Source organism: Mucilaginibacter sp. AK015, from assembly GCF_014200785.1.
Taxonomy (GTDB): Bacteria; Bacteroidota; Bacteroidia; order Sphingobacteriales; family Sphingobacteriaceae; genus Mucilaginibacter.
Genome location: NZ_JACHCV010000001.1, coordinates 55,646 through 75,220, shown reverse-complemented (window position 1 = coordinate 75,220; position 19,575 = coordinate 55,646). Strand labels below are relative to the sequence as shown.

The window sequence follows — 19,575 nt, the reverse complement described above, 5'->3', positions numbered from 1 at the left end:
CATTATAAACCATGACCAAAACTAAAGTGGCCATCCTGGGTGCCGGATTTATATCAGACATCCACGTAGAATCGTATCATCGTTTTATACCCGAGGCCGAGATCGTGGCTGTATATGCCCGTAACCTTGATAAGGCAAAGGTATTTGCCGAAAAACACCACATCCCCGCATATTTTGATGATGTGGATAAACTGCTTGCTGAAACAGATTGCCAGGTGGTAGATATTTGCGTACCTAATTACCTTCATGCCGTTAACACCATTAAAGCCGCTAACGCGGGCAAGCACGTTATTATTGAAAAGCCGCTGGCCGTTACTTTAGAAGAGGCCGACGAAATGATAGCCGCCTGCAAAGCCAATAACGTAAAACTGATGTATGCCGAAGAGCTTTGCTTCGCGCCAAAATACGAGCGCGCCCGTCAGGTAGTTAAGGAAGGCGCCGTTGGCGAAGTATACATGCTTAAGCAAGCCGAAAAACACTCGGGCCCGCATACCGATTGGTTTTACGATATAAACCTGGCGGGTGGCGGCGTGCTGATGGATATGGGCTGCCACGCTATGGGCTGGTTTCGCTGGATGCTTGGCAACGCAAAAGTGAAAGACGTTTATGCAACCATGAACACCGTTTACCATACCGGCCGCACCAAAGGCGAAGATAACGCGGTGGTGATAGTAGAATTTGAGAACGGCGTTACCTGCGTTGCCGAGGATAGCTGGGCAAAACATGGCGGCATGGACGACCGCTGCGAGATATACGGTAAGGGCGGTGTTATTTATGCCGACCTGTTTATGGGCAATTCCGCGCTTACTTATAGTCGCGAAGGTTATGGCTACGCGATGGAAAAAGCCGATACTTCTGCCGGGTGGAGCTTTACTATTTTTGAGGAAGTTTATAACCAGGGCTACCCGCACGAATTGAAACACTTTATAGAATGTGTACGCGAAGATAAAACCCCGCTGGTAACCGGCGAGGATGGCCGTGCAGTGTTAGAGATACTATATGCCGCTTATGCATCTGCCGGACAGGGCAAAAAGATAAGCCTGCCTTTTACCCCAAAAGTTGACCGCCCTATTGACCTTTGGCTTAATACCCAACAAGAATAATATGAAAATTTCAGTATACGAGACTTACGACGACATGTCGAGAGCAGCAGCCGAACTGGTTGCGCAGCAATTAGCAGAAAAACCTGCATCCGTATTGTGCTTCCCTTCGGGCGATTCGCCTACCGGTACGTTAAAATATCTGGTTGAATGGGCTAACGAAGGTAAAATAGATCTGAGCCAATGCTTTTTCATAGGGCTTGACGAGTGGGTTGGGATGGACGAGAACGATCAGGGCAGCTGTAAATACTACCTTAAAACAAACTTTTTTGATAAGCTGAATACCAAACTAACCAATGTTACTTTGTTTGATGCCAGGGCGGCTGACCTGGATGGCGAATGCGAGCGCATCAACAATTTCATCAGCAACAAGGGCGGGCTGGATATTATGATGGTAGGCATTGGCATGAACGGCCATTTAGGTTTGAACGAGCCCGGCACCCCCTTTGACTTGTATGCCCACCGCTCGGTACTTGATCCGGTAACCGTGCAAGTTGGACAAAAGTATTTTGATAAAGAAACAGTGTTGACCGAAGGGATAACGCTGGGTTTAAAACATTTAGCAGAAGCAGGCAAGGCGGTACTGATCGCATCGGGCGCGAAAAAGGCTGGCATTATTGCCGAAAGCTTGCAGGGAACCGTAAGCACTGAAGTACCGGCATCTATCCTGCAAAAACTGCCCAATGCCATAGTGCTGCTTGATAAAGATGCTGCATCCCGACTGGAACACGCGTAGTAGTATGAGTGAAAAGGTAAGGCAAATACAAGAGGCGCTGCAAAATGCACCCGAATTACTGGCCGGCAAAAAGGTAGCCGCAGGCTTTGATGGCTTTGTAGATTCGATCGTCAAGGTGGTTAATTATAAAACCGAGAGTGCCGGCACCGTATTTTTTCGCACAATTGGCGAGTTTGGTAGTTACATAAGCAGTAAAAGCGGTTCGGGCTTTAGCCTGGAAAGCGAGGAACTGGTGCAAAAACTGGGCGGCAATATGCCTATTATGGCCAATGCCATGGCTGGTATGGGGACAAGTGTAAATTGTGTAGGCGCCTTTGGCGTGCCGCATGTGGCGCCAGCCTTTGCAGGCATGCATGGTAATTGCATGTTATATAGCTATACCAATCCTGGTTTTACTACAGCTATGGAATTTGCCGACGGCAAGATCATGCTGGCGCAAATGACCGACCTGAACCACGCCGATTGGCTTATCATTAAACAAACTATTGGGCTGGCAAACCTTAAGGCGATATTCGGCACTGCTGATCTTGTTTGCCTGGTTAACTGGAGCGAGTTGGACCACAGCAACAGTATGTGGCAGGGTCTGCTTACGGATATTTTACCGGGCATATTATCCGGTCAGAAACAATTCTTTTTTGATCTTTCAGATTGCTCCAAACGAAGCCACGAGGCTATATTATCGGCCATAAAACTCATCGAACAATTTGGCACATACGGTAAAGCTACACTAAGCTTAAACCGCAACGAAGCAAATATCCTTTATAAAACGCTGATAACCGATACCCCTCCTGCCGACCTGCAGGCCATTGGCAATAAGCTTTTTACGACGCTTGCTATCGATACGCTCATCATTCATAACGCCAAAATTTCTATAGCCTGGGATAGCAATGGCACACATGTAAGTGAGCCTGCTTTTATAGCTGATCCAAAAATATCTACCGGCGCGGGGGATAACTTTAACGCCGGGTATTGCATGGGTAAGTTACTTGGCTTAGCTACCGGTGAATGCCTGATACTGGCCAATGCTACCTCAAACATTTACATGAACACTGGCGACAGTCCGGGGATAGCGGCTTTAACCAATTATTTTTCTGCGCAATAGCCTAATTCTACCCCGCCGTTGTTGGGTGTTGTCGCCAACGACAATCAGAACAGTTAATGATAGATATCGGATGCTGGCGCTTTGTTGGTGACAACACCCACAAGGGCAAAAAAGGGACGGCAAAAAAACAAATCCCTCCCTGGGGAGGGGTGCGGCTGGCGGTGTAGTGGCATGGAGGGGTTTAGTACGCTTTATTAAACCCCTCCATGCACCCTCCCGTTGGGAGGGATCGCACAACACTTTTTTATTTCGCCGTTGTTTGTAACAACTCCAACACCAACAATGGAAAGCTTTTCTTTCCCCAATAATTTTCGCATCTTTAAGCTACCAATTATTATAAACTTCATGTCGGTAAATTCTGAAAATTCTAATCCGGGCAATACTGCCGCGAACACTTTTGATGCTATTGTTATTGGTTCGGGTATCAGCGGCGGCTGGGCTGCCAAAGAGCTTTGCGAGCAGGGGATGAAAACCCTTGTTTTAGAGCGTGGCCGCGATGTAAAACACCTTAAAGATTACCCTACCGCCACTACCCCGCCCTGGGGGTTCCCCTACCGGGGGCGTGTCAACCTTAAACAATACAAAGAAAATCCGCTCATCACCAAGGCAGCGGGCTACGGCGACGATTGCGACCACTTTTTTGTAAAGGATGCGGACCACCCATACGTGCAGGAAAAACCTTTCGACTGGATCCGCGGCTACCAGGTTGGGGGCAAATCGCTTACCTGGGGGCGTGCCACACAGCGCTGGAGCGAATTTGAATTTACAGCTCCAGAGCGTTTTGGTTATGGCATCGGCTGGCCCATTGGCTATAAAGATGTTGCGCCCTGGTATTCGCACGTCGAAAAATTTATCGGCATTTGCGGTAACAAAGATGGCCTGGAGGCTATGCCCGATGGCGAGTTTCAAACGCCGTTTGAAATGAACGTACCGCTACAGCACATTAAACAAACCCTGAAAGATAACTACACCGACCGCCACCTGGTACATGCCCGCTGGGCGCACTTAACCGACCCTAAGCAAGTACACCTTGACCAGGGCCGGGGCAAATGCCAGGCGCGTAATATGTGTATGCGGGGTTGCCCGTTCGGTGGGTATTTCAGTTCCAACTCGTCTACCCTGCCCTGGGCCGAAAAAACCGGGAACCTCACCATCCGGCCGCACTCGGTAGTGCACTCGGTTATTTATGATGAAAAACTTGGGAAGGCCACCGGCGTGCGCATCATCGATGCCAATACCAAGGAAACCATCGATTTTCACGCAAAAGTTATCTTCCTGAATGCATCAGCCTTAAATACCAACCTGATACTGCTCAACTCAAAATCAAAGCGTTTCCCTAATGGGTTGGGTAACGATAGCGGCGTGCTTGGTAAATACATCGCATTTCACAATTACCGGGCATCAGTTTCGGGCACTTTAGATGGGTACCTGGATAAATATTACTATGGCCGTAACCCCACCGACCTGATACTGGTTAATTTCCGCAATTTGCATAAACGCGATACCAACTTTTATGGCGGTTACACTACATTCATGAACGCCTACCGCGATCAACACCCTAACGATACCGATGCAGGACAGGTAGGGGGCCAATATAAAGACGACCTGTGCGAACCGGGCGGCTGGCACGTATTTGCTTACCTGCAGGGGGAAACCGTACCGGTTGAAAGCAACCACGTGCGCCTTAGCGAAACAGAAAAAGACCAATGGGGTATACCGTTGCTGGTTACTTCGGTAGAATATCACCCTAACGACGAGTTGATGATAGAAGACTTTTTAACGCAAACCGCCGAAATGCTGGAAAAAGCGGGCGTTAAAAACATCAGCAAATATAACAACAAACAAGCACCGGGACTTGACATACACGAGATGGGGGGCGTACGCATGGGTAAGGATCCAAAAACGTCCATGTTAAACGCCAACAATCAATTGCATGCCTGTAAAAATGTATTTGTTACCGATGGCGCCTGCATGACCAGCACCGGCAACCAAAGCCCATCGATATTGTACATGGCGCTAACTGCCAGGGCTGCAACTTTTGCCGCGAACGAAATAAAACAAGGAAATTTATAATCGATATCAACTTATATATGAAAAAAATAAGCATTTTGCTGCTTGCCGGCGCTGTAACCATAGCCGCCTGTAATTCATCGGTGAAAAAGGCCGATAACGCTGCCGATACCGCCACCATACGCAACGACAGCACTGCAACCGATAACACCTCCTTGCTGCAGGATTCGACTATGAGCAACTGGCATGCTTACGGGAAGACTACCGTAGGTAAGGCATGGAAATTAAAGGACGGCGTGTTGCACCTTGATGCGTCTAAAAAAGCCGACTGGCAAAGCGCCGATGGCGGCGACATTGTGACTAACGAAGAGTACGAAAACTTTGACCTGAAGGTGGAGTGGAAGATATCGCGCGCGGGCAATAGCGGCATTATGTTCTATGTGCATGAAGATACCGCCAAATACCAGTACCCGTGGCAAACCGGCCCCGAAACCCAGATTGCCGATAACAAGGAAAACGAAGACGGCAAACTGATCAAACATCGCGCAGGCGACCTGTACGACCTGATATCAATATCAAAAGATGTGGTTAAACCAGCCGGCGAGTGGAATAAAACCGAGGTGATCGCTAACAACGGTAAACTGGATATCCTGGTGAACGATGAAAAAGTACTTTCGACCACCCTATGGGATGATAACTGGAAAAAACTGGTGGCCGGCAGCAAATTTAAAGAATGGCCCGGCTTTGGCACTTACAAAAAAGGCCGTATAGCTTTACAGGACCATGGCGCCGATGTGTGGTTCAGGAATGTGGAGATAAAGAAGCTGTAGATATTTTGCCGTTCACCGCAGTCGCTCGGCTCCGGCCGAGTGACGAATATTTGGCGGCATCTTGCCGCCGATCATAACTTTATGCGGCCGGAGGCCTTATAATAAGGGTCACTCGGCTGAAGCCGAGCGACTGCATAGGATAGTAAACTTTACTTTTTCCGGACTTTTTGGCCACGCAGCGCTTTAAGTTATTACTTAACTTTACATTATGCAAGCCCAAACAGAAATATTGACCATCGACGACATTAAGCTGCTTGTTGATACCTTTTATCAACGCGTACAGGCAGATGATTTGATAGGGCCAATATTTAACGAGCGTATTGAAGGCAGATGGCCTGAACACCTCGAAAAAATGTACCGCTTTTGGCAAACTGTATTATTGGGCGAGCACACTTATTTTGGGAGCCCTTTTCCGCCTCATGCAAAATTACCGGTAGATCATCAGCACTTTGCTCATTGGCTGGCACTGTTCTCAAACACTGTTGACGAACTGTTTACCGGTGAAAAGGCGGAGGAAGCAAAATGGCGCGCCGGCAAAATGGCCGAAATGTTTGAGTTTAAAATAGATTACGCCAAAAAAAATCCGCTGAATATTCTTTAACAGGCGGACATCCAAAATCTCTCAAGTGAGGGAAGTGTTCACGTTCGGCGCACGTGAACACCGTGAACACACGTGAACACTTGATAATCAGGTGTTTGATTATTTAGGTGACAAAACTGCGTCACCACGCCCAAAACTCACCTTACGATATCACGAGGCTATATTATCCTCATAAACCAAAACTACATCGTCTCTAGTTCATTAGGATGCCTTGGGTGCCAAATAGCGTAATAATAGGCCAGGCAAAGCACACCCATTAAAAAAGGTATCAAAGCCAGATGCTTATAGGTTACCCAGTCGTAAACCTGCATGGCATCAAACTTCATAAACTCGCTGATCATCCAGTAAGAATTGGCGCTTATCCAAAAAGTAATGGCCAGGTTGTGGCATAGTTCAGACACCATTTCTTTGGTTCGATAGGCAATGACGATGGAGATGATCAACGTAGGGAATATCATCACGATGCCCAGCGGTTTCCAGATAAGGCACCAGCCTATATCTTTAAAAAGCCAGAAGACAATGTGCAGGTTCTCCATCCTGCGGTATTTTAGTGGGATGCTGTATTGTGACATGGTACCGCTAAAATATAAAATATGTAAGTATTTTAACGGTTAAGCCAGCCAGTCGAACCAGTTTTTTATCTCAAAATTATATTCCAGTATCTTGCTTGTATTTGACCCTTTAATGATCTTCCACTCTTTCAGCTCGGGTACAAATACGGGCTGTTCCAACCCCGATTTAGCAGCCGCTTGCGTATAAAAAGCGAATTTTGGCGGATGGTGCGGTGTACAGCCATTTAGCGTGTACCCAAACGCATCCTTATCAATAACCGCAAGCGTTAGCCCCACGCAATCGTCCTGGTGTATCATGTTTACGGGTGCCAGTCCGTTGGGGATATCCTTTTTCCCCGCGAAGAACCTGCCCGGGTCGCGGCCGGGTCCAACAAGTCCGCCAAAACGGATGATGGTGGTTTTAAAGGCCGTTTGGTGCCTGAAAAGCTCCTCTGCATCAAAAAGTATCTTCGCCGACGGCGTGTTGGGCTTGGGATCGGCAGATTCATCCAGTTCTGTATTTTGCTCGGAATACATCCCTGTTGAGCTGATAAGTATCACCTTTTTAACTTGATTTTGATGAATAGCATTAATAACACGCTGTAATTTAGGTATGTACTCCGCCCCTTCGCCCGAACGGCTTTTTGGCGGGATAGCGATGATCAAAACATCACAGTTAAAAAATTCAGGGTTGAAGCTCGTATTATCTGCCGACAGATCGATAATAAATGGCATAATGCCTTCGGCTTTTAGCGTTGCCAGTTTACCAGACGATGTGGTAGAGCCATTAACTGCAACGCCTTTGGCCACAAGCGATTTTGCCAGCGCCATACCATACCATCCGCAACCTAAAATGCTAATTGTCATACTACGGCGAAGATAAACACTATACCCACAGTTTAAAACCACTTGTTATATTTGTGCATGGATACGCCGCAAACTTTGCCTGTTTTAAACGATATTGAATTGAGGGTGCTTGGGTCGCTGATGGAAAAAAGCAAAACCACGCCCGATTATTACCCCATGACGCTTAATGGCCTAACCGCCGCCTGCAACCAAAAAACCGCCCGCAAACCTGTGGTTGATTATGACGAGAACACCGTAATGCTGGCGCTGGATACCTTAAAACGCAAGGGGCTGATATCAACCGCTACCGGCGGCAGCAGCAGGGCTACCAAGTATAAGCATAACTTCGGCATCGTTTTCCCGGTAGTGCCTTCAGAAGTGGCGGTAATATGCCTGCTGATACTGCGCGGACCGCAAACCCCGGGCGAGATCAATACCAACTCGGGCAGGCTGTACGAGTTTGAGGACCTTGACGAAGTAACCGCTATGTTAGATAAACTTGCCGGCGGCGATATGCCGTATGTGTTGCAGTTACCAAAGCGCCCGGGTCAAAAAGAAGCGCGCTATCGTCACCTGCTGGGCGGTACTGTTATTGAGGATGATACACCTGACGAGCCATCGCGCCGGGCATCAACATCAGAGCTTGAAGGACGACTGGCGAAGGTAGAAACCGAACTGGCCGAACTGAAAGAAGCCTTTGATAAGCTGATGAAAGAGCTTAGTTAACTTGTTGATCGCCGCTACCTTCTGCTAATCTACGCTCGATGCGCGTATCCGGAATAAGCCAGATTAGGGCGACGATAAAGTACATGCCAAACGCTATCCACGAGTGGATGAATGAAACAACTATGGCTGCTGCATATATTCCGGTTGAAATTTTCCCCTTGGTATCGCTGCCTACAGCCCGGGCCAATACTGAGTTTTCTCCGTGAAGTTTTATCAGCAATTTCATCAATATCAAATATGCTATTGAATTCATCACCAGCACCACCCCGTAACAAATAACCGGCACCTGAGCAAAATGGTTTTCGCCCATCCATGCGGTTACAAACGGTATTAACGACAACCAGAACAGCAGAAACATATTAGCCCATAACACCGCGCCATTAACAGATTTAGCAGCGTGCAGCATATGATGGTGGTTATTCCAGTAAATGCCAACATAAACAAAGCTGAGCACGTAACTCAAAAAAACCGGGGCAAGGTGACTTAAGGCCTCCCAGCTGGCTTCATGGGGCACTTTAAGCTCCAATACCATTATGGTGATTATAATTGCCAAAACCCCGTCGCTAAATGCTTCTAAACGCCCTTTACCCATATTGCTATTTAAGTTTAGTTATAACTGAAGATAATTATTTCCGGGCAAATGCCTTATACCTTTTCATGGCTTCTACAAAATAGTAATCGGCATAAGTGAGCGGTACATCTATTTCTGTACTGGCCGGGAAATGCCCAACGCTATGCTTTAATATAAAGCCGCCGTTGGTGCCAATAGCGGCGCGGTAGTGCGATGATGATAACGTTTTAATAACCGATTCCGCCGTATTAAAATATCGCCGCCCATCGGCTTTATTGGCGTATTTGCAAAGCTCTAACAAAGCCGAAGCCATAATTGCCCCAGCAGATGCATCACGCAGCGCATTTGGGATATTGGGCGCGTTAAAATCCCAGTACGGAATTTTATCTGCAGGGAGGTTAGGGTTATCCAGTATAAATTTGGCAATGTTATTAGCTTGGTTAAGGTACTTTTTGTCGCCGGTTTCGCGGTACATTACGGTAAAGCCATACAAGCCCCACACCTGCCCCCTTGCCCATGCCGATTCGTTTGCAAAGCCCTGTGCGGTTTTCTTTTCCTGCACGGCGCCTGTTTCGGGGTTGTAATTGATCACGTGGTACGAGCTGTAATCCGGCCGATAATGGTTTTTGATGGTGGTATTGGCATGCGTTACCGCAATTTTGTAATAGCTGGAATCGCCGGTTACCCTGGTAGCCCAAAACAACAGTTCGAGGTTCATCATATTATCTATGATCACCAAAAAATCAGACGGCTTGCTATCCCACGATTTAATGGCCCCCACCTTAGGGTTAAAGCGGGTTGACAGGGATTTGGCGCTATTTATCAATTTCTGTTTATACTGCGGCGTTGGATTTAACCTATTTGCCGTACCAAAGCTGCAATACATCATAAAACCCAGGTCGTGCGTGTGGGTGTTATATTGCTCTTTTGCCAATAGTGCCAGCATGCGGTCTGCCTCGTCTATAAGAAACTTGTCGGGTATCTCTTCGTAGAGGTTTAAAAGTGTGCCGGGATAAAAACCGCTGCACCACCACCCCGAACCGCTGTTTTCCTGTTTACCCGTTTCCGGGTGATAGGTTTTGGGGAACTCCTCTGCATTTAACTTGCCGGCCAGCACTTTATATTGGGCATCGGCATCAGCTAAGTCCTTTTTAATAATTGCCAACACAGCGGGCTGTGGTGTAAATTTATTTTGTTGCTGGGCTACACCCGGCAGGCAAAAAAGCAAACAAGCGGCTGCAAAGGCAAGGTTTTTAAGTTTCATTTATCTTAGGTTCGGTTAAAGGCTATAAACCAGGCACATTAATATCAAATATATCTTTTAAAGCCTTTTTGGCGGCATAGTATCCGCACATGCCATGCACCCCGCCACCCGGGGGCGTTGAAGCCGAACAAATATAAAGCCCCTTTTGCGATGTTTGATAAGGTGAATAACGTAAGGCCGGGCGGGTAAAAAGCTGTCCGATATCTATTACCCCGCCATTAATGTCGCCGCCAATATAATTGGGGTTGTATTCCTCCATCTGCACGGTATCCATGGTGTGTTTAGCTAAAATAATATCCCTGAAGCCGGGCGCATAGCGCTCAACCTGTTTTTCGATCGCAGCAGTCATATCTTTGGTCGACCCGCCGGGCACATGGCAATACGCCCATGCGGTGTGCTTTCCTTGTGGAGCCCGCGTATCATCAAACAAACTTTGCTGTGCCAGCAACACAAATGGCTTATCCGGGTGTTTGCCCGACCAGGTTTGTTTTTCGGCATCACGTATCTCATTCAGCGTATTACCAATATGTACCGTGCCCGCTTTTCTGCAGGTTTCAGAACTAAAAGGTATAGGGTCGCTAAGGGCCCAGTCAACTTTGTAAACGCCTACACCATAGCGGTAGCGCTCCAGCTGCCATTTATAGAGGGCCGAAAATTTGTGACCCGCTATTTGCAGTAATTGCTTTGGGGTGATATCAAACAAAACAGCATGGGCAGATGGCAGCTGATCTAACGACTTGATATAGGTATCCGTTTGTATATGGCCGCCCAATGATGTGAAATGAGCCGCCAGCGCATTTGCAATGCTGTTTGAGCCGCCTTGCGGAACGGGCCAACCCTGCAGGTGCCCGGCGGCCAGTAATACCAGCGCGATAGCCGATGTTGCTATATTGGTTAAAGGCTGCATGCTGTGTGCTGCCATACCTGCCAGTAACGCTTTTGCCTGTTTGGTTTTAAATTTATTGGCCATTAATGTTGCCGGCTTAATCGCGTTAAAACCAAAGCTTGCCATAGCCAGCGGGTGTTTCGGAAAATGCAGCGGGCCTAATACATCAGTATCAATCAACGACCAGTTTTTGGTTACCGAGAGCATGAGGCTTTTATACGCTTCTTCATCTGCGCCAAGCTGGTGCGCTGTCGCATCAATACTGCGGCATAAAACAGCCGGATTGCCGTGCTCAAGCGGATGAGCGGCATCAACTTCGGGGTATATGTAGTTAAGGCCATGTGCGGCCAGCGGGAGTGTTTTAAAAAAAGGGGAAGCTGCCGCAAGCGGGTGGATAGCCGAGCATATATCATGCTTAAAGCCAGGCAGCGTCAGTTCGGCCGTACGCAGACCTCCTCCTATTTGGCTTTTACCTTCTATTAACAAAACCGAAAGACCGTTTTGCTGCATTAATATAGCTGCCGCCAGCCCGTTTGGACCCGAACCAACTACGATAGCATCAAAATCTCTTTTCTCGCGGGGCATTATGGCATTTTAAAAATCCGAATAAGGTGTTGGGTATAAAAAGATTATGTCTGCTTTAGACACATTGTTCTGAAATTCTTTCCGCCCCGACAGATCTTGCCATTGCGCATCTTTTCCAAAAGCGTCCCAATGTTTATCCCTGTCGGCCCTATCATTGAAAGTGGTCAAATACATCAGGTTAGGCATATGGCTACCGGCAATTACGCTGCCATAAAATACGGGGTTAAAGCCAAGCCTATCGAAAAGATCAGTTTCGCCGCTGTTAAACATCCGGACTTTATTGTTATGAAGCGCTTCGGTAGGGCTTTCGTAACTGCGCAATTCATAAACACGCTTAGCCCTGTCGCCCGTTAGTTTTATAGCCAGCGGCCGGGGGCGTGTAACAAAAGCGCTGAGGATAATGGTTTCGATGCGGCTGTAAGCTGGTTTATTGTACGCCGCATTGGTATAACCCTGATGGTTAACCGCCATTGTGTTGGGCGCCTCCGCGTTAAAAGTTTCGATGCTTTTCCAGTTCTTAAAAGGGATAAAGAGATATATTTTTCGGTCTGCGGTATCCGTTTCAATGGGCTTAAATACCCCGACATTGCTAAATCCCTTTTGATGAAGCATAGGCAAATAACTGGTTTTTAAGTAGCTATCCAATATACTTTCCTGCTCCGGGGTTTTAAAGTGATATATTTTTATCTGGTAATAATACCCGGATGGCGAGGGGCCGGCGCTTAACACCGCCGGAATAAAAAGAAGTGTTAGCGCCACTGCCGCGCGGTGCAAATGCTTTTTATATAATAACATGGCAGATTTTATTTGTGATGGCTAATATATCAAATAATACATAGCTAACATACCGTTAAACACCTTTGTTTGCATCCCAACCGGCAAGGGTGTCCATCAGTTCCTGTAGCTTAAGCGGTTTGCTGAGGTATCCGTTCATACCAGCTTTCAGGCACACTTCCTTATCTTCTGTCATGGCATTAGCTGTCATGGCTATTATCGCGGGCTGGTGCTCCATGTTCTGGCGGACAAAACGGGTTGCCTCCAGGCCATCCATTTCGGGCATTTGTACATCCATCAATACCAGGTTATACTTCTTGCTTATCATTGCGTTTATGGCCTCGTGCCCGTTCTCAACAATATCGGGCTTATAACCCATTTTATTCAGTATATATTTTGCCAGCTTTTGATTGATAGCGTTATCCTCCGCTATCAATATGCTCATGGGGTGATGTTTGGCAAAATCTTCAGAAAACGGCGTTTTAATTGCCTGTACTTCTGTGTTTACATTGCTGTTTAATTTTAATTGTTCTATAATATGCTTGTACAGCGCCTGATGCTTGGTAGGTTTTGTTAAGGCTACGTTAAACAGGTGCGCGTTTTTGCGGCTCTGCTCGTTACCCATTGAGGTAAGCAGGATTATTGGCACCTGGCTTTGTTCGCGTATTTTACGCGCAAGTTCCACGCCATCTATACCGGGCATATTCATATCTGATATCACCAGGTGAACAGGTTTGTTGTTTTCCAGTTGTTGTAAAGCATCCATACCCGATGATGCCATTACGGGGATAAAATTCCATTGCTTCAGCTGCTCCTCAAGGATATCACGATTGGTACTGTTATCGTCAACAACCAGTATACGCTTATTTTGCACTTCGGCGGCATTAAGGTGTACATAGTTGCGCTGTGCTTTTACACCCGCTTTAGCCGCTATATTGAACGAAAAGGTTGTACCCTTACCCACCTGGCTTTTTACGCTGATATCTCCGCCCATCAGGTTAACCAGTTTCTCACTGATAGCAAGCCCCAGCCCCGTGCCGCCATACTTACGGGTAGTACTGGAGTCGACCTGCGAAAACGCCTTAAACAGCTTACCGATCTTATTCGGCGGGATACCTATGCCCGTATCGCGTATCTCGAAAAGCAGATCAAAGTGTTTATCCTGATTGCCTTTTAACTTTACGCAAATAAAAACCTCCCCTTTAGATGTAAATTTAATGGCGTTACCAACCAGGTTGATCAATACCTGCCTCAGGCGAAAGGCATCTGCAATGATCTGCGATGGCACATTATGCTCTACCTGGTAAACCAGGTCGAGGTTTGCGCGGGCGGCCTTTTCGGCAAATACATCAAGTACGGCCTCAATACAATCGCGCAGGTCAAAGTCCTGTTCGTCCAGCTCCATATTGCCCGATTCGATCTTCGAAAAATCAAGTATATCGTTTATAACGTTCAGCAAAGTGTCGCCGCAGGTTTTTATAGTTTCGGTGTACTCCTGCTGCTCGCTGCTCAGTGGTGTGTTGGCCAATAACGTGGCCATACCCATAACACCATTCATAGGGGTGCGTATCTCGTGGCTCATGGTGGCCAGGAATATACTTTTCGCTTTATTGGCCTTTTCGGCATCTTCGCGGGCCTTTTCGGCATCCTCGCGCAAAACACGTTCGTCGTTCGTCATTTGGGCAAGCCGCACGGTGCGTTCTTCTACCTGTTTCTCCAGGATGGCCTTTTGCGCTTTAATGGCCCGTAAGCGAATAATAAATATGGCGTATATAAGCAATCCGACAAATAGCAGCGCGAGCGTTTTAAACCACCAGGTTAGCCAGAACGGTGGTTTGCTAATAATTTCGAGCCCGGTGGTAACGGGCGACCATGCGCCGGTGGTGTTTTGATATTTTAGTTTGAAAACATACGTGCCCGCGGGCAAATTGGTATAAGTTGCCGTATTGCGCGCGCCTACAAAGTTCCATTCCTTATCAAAGCCCTCAAGTATGTAGGCGTATCGTTTTTTATCGGTAGATGTAAAATCGAGCGCGGCAAATTCAAGTGATATAACCGACTGCTTATGATTAAGCGTTATCGACCTGGTATCGGATATATCCTGCTTAAGCGGCGAGGGGTCTTTTGCATCTTTGGCGGGCGCCACGTTTTTATTGAACAGCCTGAATGCTGTTATCACCAGCGGGGCAAAGCCCTGCGGTTTTAGTATTTGGCCGGGTGTAAACGCGTTAAAGCCATTTATACCGCCAAAATACAATCTGTCGTCCTTCCCTTTAAACGCCGAGTGCGATTTAAACTCGTTGTCCTGCAGGCCATCCTCAATGGTATAATTTTTAAAAATGCGCCTTACCGGGTCAAATGACGACAGCCCGTTGTTGGTACTGATCCATAACTTCCCCTCGTCATCTTCCCTTGCCGCGTAAATGATATCACTGGGCAAACCATCCTTTTTTGTAAAAACAGTAAAGTGTTTGGTAACTGGGTTAAACAGGTTAAGGCCCGAAAATGTACTAAGCCACAGGTTACCCTTGCTATCCTCGAAGATATCAGGGATGTTATCATTGCTTATGCTGTTTTTTTTACTGTCAAAAACAAATCTTGTAAATTTACCTGTCTTCCTGTCCAGCAGATTGAGGCCGCCATCAAAGGTACCCACCCAAAGGTTGTCATTGCTGTCTTCCAGCAGCGAATAAACCCTGTCGCTGCTTAAGCTGTGAGGGTCATTCCGATCATTTTTATAATTAATAAACCTTCCTGTTTTTTTATTGTAATGACTTAAGCCCGTATTATAAGTGCCTATCCAGGCGGTGTGGTCTTTTGATTGTATAAGCGCGTAAATATTATTGCCGCTTAAGCTGTTAGGGTTATTGGGGTTATTTTTAAGGTTTGTAAAAACATTTGTTTTCGGATTAAAAATACTGAGGCCGTCTGCCCAGGTGCCTATCCAAAAGTCGCCTTCAAAATCCTGGTTAACCGTAAGTACATAATTGCCGGCAATGCTGTTGCTGGTGTTATTTTTTTTGTAGTGGATGATAGTGCCGTTTTTATTATCAAATTTATTAAGGCCACCGCCATCGGTACCTACCCATAAATTCCGTTCATTATCTTCATACAGTGCCAGCACGAAATCGTTTGACAGGCTGTTGCTTAACGAACTGTGCCTGTAATGTGCAAAGCTTTCGGTGCTGCGCTTAAAAACATTAATGCCCCCGCTGTATGCGCCAAGCCACATGTTGCCCAACCTGTCTTTACAAATGCTGTAAAGCGTATTACCGTTAATGCTGTTCTTATCAATATCATCATGTTGGTAATAGCTGATAACGCCTGTTTCGGGGTTTAAAATGCAAAGGCCGCCGTTATCACTACCTATCCATAAGTTACCATTCTCGTCGGAATTTAAGCAATAGATATTGTTGCTGGATATGGTGTTTTTAACGTTCTCTGTATGCTGATACCGAACAAAAGTATTGCTCTTTGCATCATACATGTTGAGGCCGGCGTTTTGCGTGCCTACCCATAAACGCTGTTTTTTATCTTCAAAAATACAGCTGATATTATTGCTCGAGATGCTTTTGGGGCTTTGCAGATCGTACTGAAACTTTTTGAACGTGCCCGTTTTTTTATTTAGCAGGTGCAGGCCGCCTGCAAAAGTGCCTGCCCAAATATTCAACGCGGCATCTTGGTACACAAAGCTCACCTTGTTATCACTAAGGCTGCCGGGGTCGTTATCAATATGCTTATAGTGTTTTACGGTGTTGGCGCGGGTATCCAAGTAGTCAAGCCCACCCTGGCCCGCTATCCAGATGTTGTTTTTTTCGTCAACAACCAGCTTATTTAAAATGTTATTAGCGAGGGTATTGCTGTTTTTATCGTCGTGTTTGTATTGAATGATGCGGCCGCTTTTGCGCTCCAGCTTATTTAGGCCTATGATGGTAGCAACCCATATATTGCCCTCCTTATCTTCGGCTATATCGGCCACCATACTGCTTGATAATGATTGCGGGCTCTGAGCATCATGCCTGTAGGTGGTAAACGTGTAACCGTCGTACTTATTGAGCCCGTCGCGGGTGCCTATCCACATAAAGCCGCGGCTATCCTGTATAATTGAGGCTACGTTTATTTGCGACAATCCCTCACCTGTACCAATATGCTCGAACTTTAAGCTTTGATTTTGACCAAAGCCACTTAAAGTGCAAAGCAATAAAATGAAAAAAATAAGATGTTTATACATTAATTCAGGTTGTGCAGCAGTGAAAACAGCACGACTAATTGGCTTACAGTGGTTATACGGCAAACCCTACAATAAGTTTAAGATAAATAAGATACAAAAACAAAAAAAGCTTACCGGGATGGTAAGCTTTTTATAAAGTTTTAATTAGGTGCTTAAAGTTCCCTAACCCATATGTTACGGAAGCTAAGCGGCTCGCTTTTATCGCCGTGCGCCTGTAATTTTATAGGTGCGGGGCCATGTGCCTGCCTGTAACCCGGCTTGCCGATATATTGTGTAGGGCCTAAAAGTTCAACATTGTTCTCAACCAGTACGCCGTTAAATAAAACGGTTACGCGGGCCGGTGTTTTAACCTTATCGCCATCAAATGTTGGGGCGGTCCAGATCACATCGTAGGTGTTCCAAACGCCTGGTGGCTTTGTAGGGTTTGCTAAGGGGATGAATTGTTTATAAATACTGCCCGCCATGCCGTTAACATAAGTTTTGTTATTGTACGAATCTAAAACCTGCAGTTCGTACCCGGCATCGCCTTTGCCAATAGAGGCTAAAAAAACACCGCTGTTACCGCGGCCCTGGCCTGTTCCTGTAATGTTTGCGGGCACCTTCCACTCAATGTGTAACTGGTAGCTACCAAAACTTTTTTTGGTTTCGATATTACCTGATGATTTATTCACCGTCAACACGTCGCCTTTTACGTCCCATTTGGCATCGCCGCCGCTGGCAACATCTTTCCATTGGCTAAGGCCCGATTTGCCGTCAAACAAAATTATCGCGTCTGACGGGGCTTCGCCCACGGTTTTACCTGCTGTTACTACGTTTGGTACGGGTTCCCATACTTCGGTATCTTCCGGTTTACCGGTTTGTGCATTTGCCATATAGAATCCTCCTGTAAGCAAAGCTGTTAATATTACCTTGTATTTCATTTGTTTATAGTTTGTTATTTGCTGATTTATATGTGCAATGAATTTTTCATGTAAGCGCTGCTCTGCGCAAGGCTCTTGTACGGATCTATATTGGTGTAATTTTCCTGCTCCACAATAAAGTGCTTAATGCCTGCAAGTTTGGCCTTACCCAGTATAGTTTTAAAATCGATGGTTCCGCTGCCAATTTCGGTGTTCAGTTCGTGGTTACCTTTATCCATATCCTTCACATGCACCATAGCAAAACGCCCCGGGTGCTGCTGAAATATCTTAACAGGATCGTGCCCGGCACGTACCACCCAGTAAATATCCATTTCCATGCTTACCAGCGATGGGTCTGTTTTAGCTAAAATGGTATCGTAAAAAGTAGTGCCTTCTACCTTTTCCCATTCAAAGTTATGGTTATGGTAACCCAGTTTTAACCCATGCGATTTGCAAATAGCGGCCGCTTTATTCATCTTGTCGGCTATCTTGTTGAAATCGGAGGCGGTTTTTATAAAGTTGTGGTCTAAGCTTGGTATAACTATATAAGTTTGGCCGGTGGCTAATGCAGCATCAATGTAGCTGTTAAAGATATCCATTTTACCGGTGCCAAAAAACTCATCCAAACCGTAGTGGCCGCTTGGGGTTTTTAAACCATTTGCCTTTAACAATGCGCTAAACTCTTTTGCCTTAAGTCCCCAGAAACCATTCTGGGCAGAGTAACCAAAGGTTTCCACCTCGCTGTAGCCGGCCTTTGCAACTTTGGCAATAACGCCCTTTACATCTTTAGGCAACTGATCGCGCAGGCTATACAGCTGCAGGCCAACACCATTGGGGGTTTTAGCCGATAACAAATTTGGTGCAAGCACCATACCTGCCGAGGCTAAGCCCGCCTGTGTTAAAAATTTTCTTCTGTTTATCATTTATTTAATTGGTTGATGTAATTGTATTGTATAGACGTAATGCCCGCCTTATGGTTTAAACGTCGCAGATATGTACTGCCTTACCCAGGGATAACAGCTTGTCTTTTTGCTTAGGGATAAACTCCTGCGCAACAAAACCCTTATGGCCTACTTCTAAAACGGCTCGCATAATTGCCGGATAAAATAATTCCTGCGTCTCGTCGATCTCGTTACGGCCAGGTACACCGCCGGTGTGGTAGTGGGCAATGTACTGGTGATGATCGCGAATGTTGCGGATTACGTCGCCCTCGTCTATCTGCATATGATAGATATCATATAGCAGCTTAAAATTTTCAGACCCCAGCCTTTTACAAAGTTCGGCGCCCCAGGCGGTGTGGTCGCATTGGTAATCCTTATGGTCAATTTTGCTGTTAAGCAACTCCATTACCAAAACAATGTTGTGCTGCTCGGCCAGCTTAACCATTGGTTTCAGGCCTTCAACACAGTTCTTCCATCCTTCTTCATCGGTTTTACCCCGGCGACTGCCGCTAAAGCAGATCAGGTTTTTATAACCCGCTGCCGCCACTTTGGGTATCATGGCCGTATAGTTTTTATGCAGTTGCGCGTGAAACTGCGTATCCCCGAACCCATCGGTAAGGTTTATTTCGGCGCCATTGCACATGGACGAAAACAGCCCGTATTTTTTTAGCGTAGGCCAGTCGTCCGGGCCAACCAGATCGATACCCTTTATGCCTATATCCTTAGCCGCAGCGCAAAGCTGCTCAACACTAATATCGCCATAGCACCAGCGGCATACCGCATGGTTTATATTACCTTTCAGTTTATCGGCCATTAATTCGTTCCCTTCCGGCTTGAAAGACGACAGCATACCCGATGCGCCTATTGCCGCGGTACCCGCAAGCAAATTCTTTATAGCCGACCTCCTGTTTGTACCTGCCAT

Annotated in this window: 17 protein-coding genes; 7 read left to right on the top strand and 10 right to left on the bottom strand. The window is 46.5% G+C overall.

The window, feature by feature from the left end; genetic code table 11:
- Nucleotides 1-11: 11 nt before the first annotated feature.
- From HDC91_RS00345 to HDC91_RS00320, 6 genes are all read left to right on the top strand, one after another.
- The gene (locus HDC91_RS00345) at nt 12-1,103 is read left to right on the top strand and encodes a Gfo/Idh/MocA family protein (protein ID WP_183547301.1); all 1,092 of its coding nucleotides are present in this window, start codon (nt 12-14) and stop codon (nt 1,101-1,103) included.
- A 1-nt stretch (nt 1,104) separates the two neighbouring features.
- Nucleotides 1,105-1,836 (top strand): glucosamine-6-phosphate deaminase, encoded by a 732-nt coding sequence (locus HDC91_RS00340; protein ID WP_183547298.1) that lies wholly within the window; start codon nt 1,105-1,107, stop codon nt 1,834-1,836.
- Nucleotides 1,837-1,840: 4 nt separating this feature from the next.
- Nucleotides 1,841-2,938 (top strand): PfkB family carbohydrate kinase, encoded by a 1,098-nt coding sequence (locus HDC91_RS00335; protein ID WP_183547295.1) that lies wholly within the window; start codon nt 1,841-1,843, stop codon nt 2,936-2,938.
- 345 nt (nt 2,939-3,283) lie between these two features.
- Nucleotides 3,284-5,011 carry a GMC oxidoreductase gene (locus HDC91_RS00330; RefSeq protein WP_183550827.1) on the top strand — a complete coding sequence of 576 codons (1,728 nt, stop codon included), beginning with the start codon at nt 3,284-3,286 and terminating at the stop codon, nt 5,009-5,011.
- Between the two features lie 17 nt (nt 5,012-5,028).
- A complete protein-coding gene (locus tag HDC91_RS00325) occupies nt 5,029-5,778 on the top strand; it encodes a DUF1080 domain-containing protein (RefSeq protein WP_183547292.1) in 750 nt (249 codons plus the stop codon).
- A 208-nt stretch (nt 5,779-5,986) separates the two neighbouring features.
- Nucleotides 5,987-6,379 carry a group III truncated hemoglobin gene (locus HDC91_RS00320; RefSeq protein WP_183547289.1) on the top strand — a complete coding sequence of 131 codons (393 nt, stop codon included), beginning with the start codon at nt 5,987-5,989 and terminating at the stop codon, nt 6,377-6,379.
- A 182-nt stretch (nt 6,380-6,561) separates the two neighbouring features.
- On the opposite strand, the gene HDC91_RS00315 is transcribed toward HDC91_RS00320, so the two are convergent.
- Both HDC91_RS00315 and HDC91_RS00310 read right to left on the bottom strand, forming a co-directional pair.
- Nucleotides 6,562-6,951, bottom strand: a complete 390-nt coding sequence (locus HDC91_RS00315) for a hypothetical protein (protein WP_221262082.1) — start codon at nt 6,949-6,951, stop codon at nt 6,562-6,564.
- A gap of 39 nt (nt 6,952-6,990) precedes the next feature.
- Nucleotides 6,991-7,797: an SDR family oxidoreductase gene (locus HDC91_RS00310; protein ID WP_183547286.1), complete on the bottom strand. Its 807-nt coding sequence runs from the start codon at nt 7,795-7,797 to the stop codon at nt 6,991-6,993.
- 57 nt (nt 7,798-7,854) lie between these two features.
- Between HDC91_RS00310 and HDC91_RS00305 the strand changes: the two genes are divergently transcribed.
- Nucleotides 7,855-8,502 carry a YceH family protein gene (locus tag HDC91_RS00305; RefSeq protein ID WP_183547283.1) on the top strand — a complete coding sequence of 216 codons (648 nt, stop codon included), beginning with the start codon at nt 7,855-7,857 and terminating at the stop codon, nt 8,500-8,502.
- On the opposite strand, the gene HDC91_RS00300 is transcribed toward HDC91_RS00305, so the two are convergent.
- The 8 genes from HDC91_RS00300 to HDC91_RS00265 all read right to left on the bottom strand — a co-directional run bounded on the left by HDC91_RS00300 (nt 8,495) and on the right by HDC91_RS00265 (nt 19,575).
- On the bottom strand, nt 8,495-9,094 hold the full coding sequence (locus tag HDC91_RS00300; protein ID WP_183547280.1) for a TMEM175 family protein: 600 nt from the start codon (nt 9,092-9,094) through the stop codon (nt 8,495-8,497). The genes HDC91_RS00305 and HDC91_RS00300 overlap by 8 nt on opposite strands.
- 34 nt (nt 9,095-9,128) lie before the next feature.
- Complete coding sequence (locus tag HDC91_RS00295; RefSeq protein ID WP_183547276.1) at nt 9,129-10,337, bottom strand: glycoside hydrolase family 88 protein; 1,209 nt, start codon at nt 10,335-10,337, stop codon at nt 9,129-9,131.
- 22 nt (nt 10,338-10,359) lie between these two features.
- On the bottom strand, nt 10,360-11,808 hold the full coding sequence (locus tag HDC91_RS00290; protein WP_183547273.1) for an NAD(P)/FAD-dependent oxidoreductase: 1,449 nt from the start codon (nt 11,806-11,808) through the stop codon (nt 10,360-10,362).
- Nucleotides 11,809-11,817: 9 nt separating this feature from the next.
- A complete protein-coding gene (locus HDC91_RS00285) occupies nt 11,818-12,603 on the bottom strand; it encodes an NIPSNAP family protein (protein ID WP_183547270.1) in 786 nt (261 codons plus the stop codon).
- Between the two features lie 55 nt (nt 12,604-12,658).
- Nucleotides 12,659-16,813: a hybrid sensor histidine kinase/response regulator gene (locus HDC91_RS00280; RefSeq protein ID WP_183547267.1), complete on the bottom strand. Its 4,155-nt coding sequence runs from the start codon at nt 16,811-16,813 to the stop codon at nt 12,659-12,661.
- 152 nt (nt 16,814-16,965) lie between these two features.
- Nucleotides 16,966-17,733, bottom strand: coding sequence for a DUF1080 domain-containing protein (locus HDC91_RS00275; protein WP_162432828.1), 768 nt, complete (start codon nt 17,731-17,733; stop codon nt 16,966-16,968).
- A 26-nt stretch (nt 17,734-17,759) separates the two neighbouring features.
- Nucleotides 17,760-18,635 (bottom strand): sugar phosphate isomerase/epimerase, encoded by an 876-nt coding sequence (locus HDC91_RS00270; RefSeq protein WP_183547264.1) that lies wholly within the window; start codon nt 18,633-18,635, stop codon nt 17,760-17,762.
- A gap of 55 nt (nt 18,636-18,690) precedes the next feature.
- Nucleotides 18,691-19,575 carry a hydroxypyruvate isomerase family protein gene (locus HDC91_RS00265; RefSeq protein ID WP_183547261.1) on the bottom strand — a complete coding sequence of 295 codons (885 nt, stop codon included), beginning with the start codon at nt 19,573-19,575 and terminating at the stop codon, nt 18,691-18,693.